At 38.9% G+C, this 9,692-nt stretch carries 10 protein-coding genes; 8 read left to right on the top strand and 2 right to left on the bottom strand.

Features of this window, described 5'->3' with window-relative positions; all coding sequences use genetic code 11:
• Positions 1–490: 490 nt before the first annotated feature.
• Positions 491–841, bottom strand: a complete 351-nt coding sequence (locus B2V92_RS07395) for a 4Fe-4S dicluster domain-containing protein (RefSeq protein WP_090882873.1) — start codon at positions 839–841, stop codon at positions 491–493.
• Between the two features lie 78 nt (positions 842–919).
• Between B2V92_RS07395 and B2V92_RS07390 the strand changes: the two genes are divergently transcribed.
• The 6 genes from B2V92_RS07390 to dnaJ all read left to right on the top strand — a co-directional run bounded on the left by B2V92_RS07390 (position 920) and on the right by dnaJ (position 6,901).
• Positions 920–1,936 (top strand): acyl-CoA reductase, encoded by a 1,017-nt coding sequence (locus B2V92_RS07390; RefSeq protein WP_293306379.1) that lies wholly within the window; start codon positions 920–922, stop codon positions 1,934–1,936.
• A 57-nt stretch (positions 1,937–1,993) separates the two neighbouring features.
• Positions 1,994–3,904: a gliding motility-associated C-terminal domain-containing protein gene (locus B2V92_RS07385; RefSeq protein ID WP_293306377.1), complete on the top strand. Its 1,911-nt coding sequence runs from the start codon at positions 1,994–1,996 to the stop codon at positions 3,902–3,904.
• 51 nt (positions 3,905–3,955) lie between these two features.
• Positions 3,956–4,159 (top strand): hypothetical protein, encoded by a 204-nt coding sequence (locus tag B2V92_RS07380; protein ID WP_039476747.1) that lies wholly within the window; start codon positions 3,956–3,958, stop codon positions 4,157–4,159.
• Positions 4,160–4,162: 3 nt separating this feature from the next.
• Positions 4,163–4,846, top strand: coding sequence for a cell division ATP-binding protein FtsE (locus tag B2V92_RS07375; protein WP_293306330.1), 684 nt, complete (start codon positions 4,163–4,165; stop codon positions 4,844–4,846).
• 129 nt (positions 4,847–4,975) lie between these two features.
• Positions 4,976–5,557, top strand: a complete 582-nt coding sequence (locus B2V92_RS07370) for a nucleotide exchange factor GrpE (RefSeq protein WP_293306328.1) — start codon at positions 4,976–4,978, stop codon at positions 5,555–5,557.
• A gap of 180 nt (positions 5,558–5,737) precedes the next feature.
• Complete coding sequence (gene dnaJ / locus B2V92_RS07365; RefSeq protein ID WP_293306326.1) at positions 5,738–6,901, top strand: molecular chaperone DnaJ; 1,164 nt, start codon at positions 5,738–5,740, stop codon at positions 6,899–6,901.
• Between the two features lie 389 nt (positions 6,902–7,290).
• Here the strand turns inward: dnaJ and B2V92_RS07360 are convergent, their stop codons facing one another.
• Positions 7,291–8,241, bottom strand: a complete 951-nt coding sequence (locus tag B2V92_RS07360) for a DUF3829 domain-containing protein (protein ID WP_293306324.1) — start codon at positions 8,239–8,241, stop codon at positions 7,291–7,293.
• 229 nt (positions 8,242–8,470) lie between these two features.
• Here B2V92_RS07360 and B2V92_RS07355 point away from each other — a divergent pair, with 229 nt between their 5' ends.
• Positions 8,471–8,770, top strand: coding sequence for a hypothetical protein (locus B2V92_RS07355; RefSeq protein ID WP_293306322.1), 300 nt, complete (start codon positions 8,471–8,473; stop codon positions 8,768–8,770).
• 33 nt (positions 8,771–8,803) lie between these two features.
• Positions 8,804–9,520, top strand: a complete 717-nt coding sequence (locus tag B2V92_RS07350) for a DUF72 domain-containing protein (RefSeq protein ID WP_293306320.1) — start codon at positions 8,804–8,806, stop codon at positions 9,518–9,520.
• Positions 9,521–9,692: the final 172 nt, after the last annotated feature.

The following is a 9,692-nucleotide window of genomic DNA, read 5'->3' as shown; positions in this document are numbered from 1 at the left end:
ATCCGTGCATCCGTGGCAAAAATTAATTGTTATCGGAAATTCCTTTCCTCGTGGTTGTCATCCTGAGCTTGTCGAAGGATTTTTTCAGCTGCGTTATTCCTCCATATTCTGACCATTAAGGAATTAAGAACATTAAGGCTTGACATTATTTATTAATCATTGGCTCATTGGTAACTGCAAACGACCAACTGAAAACTGTTTACCGGTTCACTGCCCATTGGTTCATCAGTAACTGCAAATTGCCCTTCTTTGCGATTTGTCATCCTGAGCGGAGTCGAAGGATCTTTTACACCAGGGTATTTTCTATCGTCTGACAATTAAGAAATTAAGAACATTAAGGCTTTTATAAATCGAAATAGATTATTGGGTATTGAAAATTGATTATTGGTTATTGTGCCTTCCGTGCATCCGTAGTATAAAAACCAAAACCTCTTTAAACAAAAAAAGTCCCGCTTTATGCGAGACTTTGATTGTAAATATTTGATAAAGACTATCCTTCCTGGTGTAACCAAGCTTTTTTAGCCAATAATTCTTCTTCTGTTTCGCGGATATCTTCGTCATCCACACAACAATCAACAGGGCAAACCGCTGCACATTGAGGCTCATCATGAAAACCTTTACATTCAGTACACTTATCGGATACAATGTAATATACTTCATCAGAAACCGCTTCCTGAGACGCGTCAGCTTCGATTTGTTGATTACCAAAATCAATGATACCTTCTAAATTGGTACCATCAGAAAAACGCCATGCAGTACCGGCATCGTAAATTGCGTTATTTGGACATTCCGGTTCGCAAGCCCCACAATTTATACACTCATCTGTTATTTTAATTGCCATGTTTTCGTCTAATTCTTTTGCTTAGTTTACCTTTGCACCGCAAATATAAGATATAATCAATTAATAATAATTCTAAATATGTCAGCATTAACTCACGAAAAAGCCATAAACGCATTCGTTCAACTTGGTAAAAAGCTTACAAACCCCACTGACATACTGGGAAATGCAATTTATAGTGCCGAAAGTGCCAATGCGTGGTTTACACAGGAAAATATAAAAAAATCTATTTTATCATTTTCGGAGATGCTAAATGCTACTGATTTGGCTTTATGGTTCGAATCTGTGAAGATAAGTACCTCCCCTAAAAAGGTTGGTTTAATCTTAGCCGGCAACATTCCGTTGGTGGGTTTGCACGATGTTTTATCCGTTTTAGCTACCGGAAATATCGCATTGATCAAACTTTCGTCGGCTGATGATAAACTAATTAAAGCTGTATTGGCCGAACTGGTTAAAATAGAGCCTGCTTTTGAAGCTAAAATTGAATATGTAGAGCGTTTAAAAGATTTTGACGCCGTTATTGCCACTGGCAGTAACAATTCATCGCGTTATTTTGATTATTATTTTGGCAAAGTGCCCAATATTATCCGCAAAAACAGAAACAGCGTGGCCGTTTTGGATGGTTCGGAAAGTTTTGAGGATATACAGCATTTAGGTGCCGATATTTTTGATTATTTCGGTCTGGGCTGCAGGAATGTATCTAAAATTTATTTCCCGAAAGGTTACGATATCGCCAATTTATATGAGGGTATTGAAAGCTTTCAACCCATTATCAACCATTTTAAATACAACAACAATTACGATTATAATAAATCTATATACCTGGTTAATGCAGCCAAACACTATGATAATGGCTTTTTGCTGTTAAAAGAAGATGAAAGTTTAACCTCACCCCTGGCTGTTCTTTTTTACGAAGAATACGAAAATCTGAAAGTGGTTGAAGATAAATTAAAGGAACAATCAGACAATATCCAATGCATCATTACCAAATCTCCGCTAGGCGATAATACTTTTGATTTTGGCCAAAGTCAGCATCCTAAGTTATGGGATTATGCTGATAATGTGAATACTATTGAATTTTTGAACGGACTGAATTAACGGAACAAATTGAATTACAGTTTTTTATTTGGATATTCGCTAAATGCCCTTTAAGCAATGCGTTATCTCCATTTAATTTTAATTCTCTTTCTTGTTCTATTTTGTTTTCGCGCAGAGGCCCAATGTAATGGTACACTGGGCGATCCGATTAAAAATGAAACTTTCGGTTCCGGCAGCAGTACCTTCGGAGCGCCTCTACCCGGTGGTATTACCAACTACATTTATACCAACAGATCTACCACCGATGGCGAATACACTATTACCAAAACTACGGCTGGCCTAAATCCGGGCTGGCTTCAAAACATTGTAAACCACACACCAAACGATCCTAACGGCTACATGATGGTGGTTAATGCCTCAGGTGATCTCGGAGTATTTTATCAGACTATTGTTACCGATCTTTGCCCCAATACCACCTACGAATTTTCTGCATGGATTATCAATATTTTAAGAGATCGCGGCATCCGGCCCAATGTTAAATTTTCGATACAAAATAATGGGGTAGACATACTTCCAGTGCCATTTTCAACCAATGACATCCCTGAAAACACGGGTTGGATCAGATACGCCACAACATTTGTTACACCAACTAATTTAGGAATCATCACCTTAAAAATGACCAACCAAAATCCTGGAGGAAATGGGAACGATTTAGCATTGGATGATATTACGTTTAGTGCCTGCGGACCAACATTAATACCATCGATAACAGGAAATGCTTCAACATCGGCTCAATTGTGTGAAGGTAATAGTGCTACATTCAATTTCAAAACCGATGTTACACCAGGTGTTTACTCAAACCCAAGGTACCAATGGCAGGTAAATACGGGCAGTGGCTTTACAGATGTGCCCAATGAGCAAACCACAGAAATTACCGTCCCATTTGTAAACGCAGTTAAAGGTGTTTATCAATACCGTTTACTGGTTGGCGATGGCAATAACATCAATTCGCCAAACTGCAGGATTGCCGGATCGCCATTAACGGTTAATGTTAATCCATTTCCAATTGCTGTAGCTGGAAATCCTACTCCGGTTTGTATTGGCGGCACCATCCGGTTCAATGCATCTGGCGGAACAAGCTACAGCTGGACAGATCCAAATGGCCAAATCTTTTCTTCCGACCAAAACCCCATTATTCCGAACGCCACCAAAGCTATGGAAGGCAATTATACCGTACTGGTTACCACAAATGGATGTACGGCACAACCAAAAACGGTATTTGCCCAGGTATTAGATCCGGTAATTGCCACAACCAATATACAAACAGCAAGCATTTGCGAAGGGCAATCGATTCAACTCGAAGCTGGGGGCGGTACTGCTTATCTTTGGCAACCATCAACAGGCTTATCCGATCCACAAATTTCCAATCCGATAGCTAAACCTACCGAAACAACCACTTATACCGTTCAGGTTTCGAATGGAGGCTGCTCAGCAACAGAACAGATTACCATCAACGTAAATAAAAATGCAGGAGCAGATGCCGGAGCAGATCAAAAAATAGTGACCGGACAAAGCATTACCTTAAGTGGCAAAGCAAGTGGCGATAACGTTACGTATTATTGGATGCCATCCGATTATCTCGATGATGCTACAAAATTAAACCCTGTTGCCACGCCACCAAAGGACATTACTTACACTTTAAATGTGGTATCCAACCTGGGTTGTACCAATAGCAGTGATGATGTTTTTATAAAAGTTTACCCGAAAGTGGTTATCCCAAATACTTTTACACCAAATGGCGACGGTACAAACGATACCTGGAATATCCCTGCGGCTTCGGCCTTTCCCAATCCAATTATAAAAGTCACTAACCGCTACGGTCAGCTGGTTTATCAAAGTACCGGCACTTTTAAACCCTGGGATGGCAAAATGAATGGAAAAGACCTCCCGCCGGCGGTATATTATTACAGTGTTTATTTAAATGAAGACTTTAAAACCTATACCGGCTGGGTAATGCTGATGAGATAAAAAGGGGTTCTTACTTTCGCTTCTCAATTGGAAATGCTATTTTTGAGCACAATGTATATCGTTAAAGTAAAAGGCATAGCCAAAATTCCGGATTACGTACAGTTAAGAGACGACAAGTTTACGCTTTTAGCTTATTTTAGGGTTGATAGGCCTGATAAATCGTTGGAAAAACTGGGGCTTGGCGACAAGCAGGATTACATTATGGAAATGGTTAAAGATTTGCCTTTTGGGCAGATTGCAAAATTGGAAATATAAAATATGGCAGGCAATTCAGTAATTCATTTAAGCAACGTTGATGTTTTTCAACAGAAACATTTAGTCCTCTCAAACGTAAATTTACACATCGGAAAAGACGATTTTGTGTTCCTGATCGGTCAAACAGGTTCGGGTAAGAGTAGTTTGCTTAAAATATTATATGGCGATCTTCATATCGGTAACGGTGAGGGCAATATTGCCGGTTTCGACCTTAAAAACCTAAAAGAAAGTCAGGTGCCGTTTTTGCGCCGTAAATTGGGTGTAGTATTCCAGGATTTCCAGTTGCTTACCGATCGTACCATCGAGAAAAACCTCGAATTCGTATTAAAAGCAACAGGCTGGAAGGATGAAAAACTGATTAATGAGCGCATTAAAGATGTTTTGGATAAAGTAGGTTTACGCTCGAAGATCAAAAAAATGCCCCACGAAATTTCGGGCGGTGAGCAACAGCGTATCGTAATTGCCAGGGCTTTGTTAAACGATCCCGAAATTATCCTTGCCGATGAACCTACGGGTAACTTGGATCCTGAAACATCAGAAGAAATTGTAACACTTCTAAAGCAGATCAGCCAGGCCGGAACCGCGGTTTTAATGGCCACGCACGATTATCACATCATCCGTACTTTCCCTTCACGCATTATCAAATGTGAAAACGGAATTGTGCATGAAGATGCCCAAATTGTATAAAAAATTCTGACATCCGTCAGCTAATCAGCCAATCTGTTCAGATAAATCCAAATAAATCTGACAGCTTGGCTGATTTACGTTTATGGCAAAATAGTTGAGATCAACACAAAAAAAATTCAGCCTAGTATTATGTTTAATAAGAAGAAAAATAACGATAAAGAAGAAAATATAATGAATACTGAAAATACATCAGAAAATACTGCTGAGAATGTAGAGAATACTGATGCTTCTACAAATGAAACTGAGCAGGCACCAGAATTAACTGCAGAAGAAAAATTGCAGGCAGAGGTACAACAGCTTAACGACAAATATTTACGTTTATACGCTGAATTTGACAATTACAAACGCCGTACACAAAAAGAACGTGTAGAACTGTTGCAAACAGCCGGCAAAGATGTAATTGTATCACTTTTACCTGTTTTAGATGATTTCGACCGCGCTTTGAAAGCAATGGAAACCGCTGCCGATGTTGCACCTGTTAAAGAAGGTATATTATTGGTAAGCCATAAGTTGAAAAATACTTTGGCACAAAAAGGTTTAAAAGATGTAGAAAGCATCAACCAGCCGTTTAATACCGATTTCCATGAAGCTATTACCAATATCCCTGCCCCTACCGAAGAACTTAAAGGAAAAGTAATCGACGAGGTAGAAAAAGGTTATACTTTAAATGATAATGTGATCCGCTTTGCTAAAGTAGTAGTTGGGCAATAAAGGTAGAAGGTTGGAAAGTTAAAATATTACTCCAAACAAGTAAGCTTTCAAATTGAAAGGTTGTAAAATTGGAACGTTTTAACATTATAACATTCCAACATTAAAAAAAACTGGGTATTTGTTTGAGCCGGAAACATTGAACGTTTCAACATTCAAACATTTCAACATGTTATAAAGAAAATGAGTAAAAGAGATTATTACGACGTATTAGGCGTAAGCAAGAGCGCAGCTGCTGACGAGATAAAGAAAGCTTATCGTAAGATGGCAATTAAATATCACCCGGATAAAAACCCTGGCGATAAGGCTGCCGAAGATAAATTTAAGGAAGCTGCAGAAGCCTACGAGGTATTAAGCAGTGCTGAAAAGAAACAGCGTTATGATCAGTTTGGTCATGCCGGTGTAGGCAGCAGCGCATCAGGTGGTTACGGCGGCGGCAACATGAACATGGACGATATCTTCAGCAATTTCGGGGATATTTTCGGTGGTCACAACCCTTTCGAGAGCTTTTTCGGTGGTGGTGGCGGTGGTCAGCAACGTGGCGGCCGTAGGGTTGCCAAAGGTTCTAACCTACGTATCAAAGTTAAATTAACCCTTGAAGAAATTGCACACGGTGCCGAAAAGAAAATCAAGGTTAATAAACTGATCGTTTGTAAAACCTGCGATGGCTCTGGCGCAAAAGATAAATCATCGGTAAGTACCTGTGGTACCTGCGGTGGCAGTGGCCAGGTACGTAGGGTAACCAATACCATTTTGGGACAGATGCAAACCGCATCTACCTGCCCTACCTGTAACGGAAGCGGACAACAGATTACTTCTAAATGTACAGTTTGCCATGGCGATGGTGTGGTACGTGGCGAAGAAACCATTACCATTAACATTCCTGCCGGTGTAAGCGAAGGTATGCAGTTAAGCATGAGCGGTAAAGGAAATGCCGCACCAAATGGCGGTATCCCTGGCGATTTGATTATTTTGATCGAAGAGGTGCCCCACGAAACATTAAAACGCGAAGGTAACAATGTGGTTTACGATCTACACTTAAGTTTTGTTGATGCAGCTTTAGGCATGAGCATTGAAGTGCCTACCATTGATGGAAAAGCAAAAATTAAAATCGATCCAGGTACCCAGAGCGGAAAATTATTGCGTTTAAAAGGTAAAGGTTTACCAGAGGTAAATTCGTACCACAGGGGTGATGAAATTATCCACATCAACATCTGGACACCAAAAGCTTTAAGCAGCGAAGAACGCAGTGCTTTAGAGAAGTTGCGCGAATCGCCAAACTTTAAGCCTCAGCCAGGTAAAAATGACAAAAGTTTCTTCGAAAGAATGAAAGAATATTTCGAGTAACGAATGATACATAAAATAAAAACCGATGCTTTTGGCATCGGTTTTTTTGTTTTAAAGGATATTCAAAAATTGGATTGTCATTCTGAGGAATAATTTATTGCATAAAAATCAATATTAATGACAGATATGCTAAATGAAATGGCTACTCCAGAGATTCGTCATCTCGAGCGAAGTGCAACGAAGTCGAGAGATCTATCTCGAGGCAGATCTCTCCATTACACTGCGTTTCAGTCGAGATGACGGTTTTTATTGGAGTCTGTCCATGGTAGCTTAGCCTGCATGAGCTTAACGAAATGTCAAAGAACCTTAACCTCATTGAAGTCGTTTCGACTATTTGTCCCAATTTTTCATCGGGGAACTCAGCTGGTCATCCAACCTCTTTTTAAAAGTTAGTCAACAAAATTATTGTAGGCAGACCGCATACTATCCTGTTTCCTAACCAGTTCTTCGATATTATATTCGGTTAACTTGCCCGATGCAGATGCATCGCGCATCATTTTGCGTGCAGCAATTAAATAGTCGTTTAACCTTTCGTTAAAATTTCTGAAATAGCCATCTTTTCCAGGGAATTTGGCTGCATCCGGCGCTGCCATTGCCACCTGTTTATTATACTGATCTTCAAGTGCCTGATAGGCAGTTTTAGCTTTCGCTTCTATAGCTTTATAGTTTTTATTGTCGGCTAATAGTTTGGTAAACTCGGCTACTTTGTTCCTATCGTCTTTTAAAGCGAAAATATACTCTTTTAACGGATGTGTTTTCAAAATTACCCGTTCGGCATCATCGCCGATAATATTCAGTTTTGCCAGTACCACTTCATCATAGGTGTAGTATTTTTTGCCCATGCTATAAATAGAATCTACCAGGGCTTTTCCTTTAACACCTTTGTCATCTTTCCAATCTTCGGCTTTGATATATTCATCCAGCGATTTGTAGGTTGCTTTAATACCATCCAGCACTTTAGTCATAGCGACCACATTCTCTTTGAAAAACTTTTGATCATTGCTGTTTAAAGCATTTGGAGGGGTATCGGGTTTTATCTTGCTATTACTAATGGTACTCATAGAAAAAGGCGTCATTAAGCCCAGAAAAGCAAAACGGTCATTTGGTTTCTGCAGGCCTTTCTCAATTCTTTCTAAATTGCTTTCAAGACTCTTGAGGTAACTATTGTTCTTATCTGTAAAGCTTACCACCACATTATTGTATTCGATAATGGCATTTACATCTTTTTCATCGGCTTCGGCATAGGATGTTTTGTCGTTGCTGTCTTTTTTACCACCATTTTTGCATGCTGTAACCGAAAGTACGAGCGCAAGGGCAGTTAATTTAAAGAGTGTTTTCATAGTTTTTTAATTTGTTTTCATAATCTGATCTCCGATCAGAGCAAATTTTAAACCAAAAAGCTATACTGGATTAAAAGATCCTTCATCCCGTCATCTCAAGCGTAGTGCAACGTAGTCGAGAGATCTATCAAGGCAGATCTCTCCATTCCGCAATGCTCCAATCGAGATGATGCATCTTTGTGCATTAATCAGGGTTACCATTCCAACAGCTGGGTATTAACAATAAAAAATGGAAGAAACCAACGAAGCTTTTAAAAAGAATCCTATCGCCTGGACAATATTTATATGCTATTGTACCGGATGGATTTTGCCTGTTGTAATAGAAATATTTTTCTCCGTTCCGTTAAATCATTTAGATCAGAAGCATAACCGCCATTCTCCTTTTACAGGATTTTTAATCCTTTCGTTTTTGTATTTGCTCATCATGCTAATACTTGGATTTATTTTTAAGAAGAATAACATTTATTTAAAACTGTCGGGATATATCGGTATTTCGTTAATCATTTTTACTGCGGTATATAGCGATTGATAAACCTTTCTGTTTGCAACCTGTTTCCTATACATGAAATGGCATATTGGTTGTTCGGGCTTTTATTACCGCGAATGGAAAGAAGTTTTCTATCCTAAAGGATTGGCACAAAAAGATTGGTTTAAATATTATTGCGAACATTTTAATACGATAGAAATCAATTCTACTTTTTATAAAATGCCTACGCAAAAGTCGTTTGATAAATGGTACGGCGAGAGTCCAGGCGATTTTGTGTTTACCATTAAGGCTCCGCGTTTAATTACCCATTACAAACAGCTTAATGAATGTAAACAGCTGATCAATGATTTTTATGAAGCCATACAATTAGGACTGAAAGAGAAATTGGGCTGCGTGCTGTTTCAGTTTCCACCGAAATTTGATTACAGTAAAGAACGTTTGAGCTTATTGATCGAAAATTTAAACCCAGAATTTAGAAATGTGGTAGAATTCCGCCACCTCAGTTGGTTTGATGAAGAAATTTATAAAAAACTGGCCAAAAACAGCATTATTTTTAGCGGACAGAGTTACCCTTCTGCCCTGCCTGATGATGTTATCCAAAATACTGAAACCATTTATTACCGTTTTCACGGCAAACCTATTTTGTACAAATCTGAGTATGATATTCATGTAATTAAAGCTTTTAAACAACAGATTGAACATACAACGGAAGAGGTTTTTGTGTATTTCAATAATACATGGGGTACAGGAGCATTGCAAAATGCTAAACAATTGCAAGATTTGGTAAAATAGTAATCATATCATTTTGAAAAGCAATTGCAGCGATTATTTTAATGTTAGCCGGGCTATACGCTATAGCTCCGATAGAAAAAATCGGAGGCTGCCGCTACTATCCCGTTTATTAACTCGGGTTTGTGCTACTATTTATGGAAACCTGGCGATAGCCAAATCTTTTAAGCTACTC

The sequence above is a fragment of the Pedobacter sp. UBA5917 genome (assembly GCF_002432345.1).
Lineage (GTDB): Bacteria > Bacteroidota > Bacteroidia > Sphingobacteriales > Sphingobacteriaceae > Pedobacter.
Note: the sequence above shows the minus strand (reverse complement) of the source record. Positions and strands in the feature narration are given on the sequence as shown.

Excerpts from the sequence above, each read along its gene's own strand:
- dnaJ (WP_293306326.1), top strand. The coding sequence starts at position 5,738 with ATGAGTAAAAGAGATTATTACGACGTATTAGGCGTAAGCAAGAGCGCA.
- B2V92_RS07350 (WP_293306320.1), top strand. The coding sequence starts at position 8,804 with ATGAAATGGCATATTGGTTGTTCGGGCTTTTATTACCGCGAATGGAAA.
- B2V92_RS07370 (WP_293306328.1), top strand. The coding sequence starts at position 4,976 with ATGTTTAATAAGAAGAAAAATAACGATAAAGAAGAAAATATAATGAAT.
- B2V92_RS07360 (WP_293306324.1), bottom strand. The coding sequence starts at position 8,241 with ATGAAAACACTCTTTAAATTAACTGCCCTTGCGCTCGTACTTTCGGTT.
- B2V92_RS07385 (WP_293306377.1), top strand. The coding sequence starts at position 1,994 with ATGCGTTATCTCCATTTAATTTTAATTCTCTTTCTTGTTCTATTTTGT.
- B2V92_RS07355 (WP_293306322.1), top strand. The coding sequence starts at position 8,471 with ATGGAAGAAACCAACGAAGCTTTTAAAAAGAATCCTATCGCCTGGACA.
- B2V92_RS07390 (WP_293306379.1), top strand. The coding sequence starts at position 920 with ATGTCAGCATTAACTCACGAAAAAGCCATAAACGCATTCGTTCAACTT.
- B2V92_RS07375 (WP_293306330.1), top strand. The coding sequence starts at position 4,163 with ATGGCAGGCAATTCAGTAATTCATTTAAGCAACGTTGATGTTTTTCAA.
- B2V92_RS07380 (WP_039476747.1), top strand. The coding sequence starts at position 3,956 with ATGTATATCGTTAAAGTAAAAGGCATAGCCAAAATTCCGGATTACGTA.
- B2V92_RS07395 (WP_090882873.1), bottom strand. The coding sequence starts at position 841 with ATGGCAATTAAAATAACAGATGAGTGTATAAATTGTGGGGCTTGCGAA.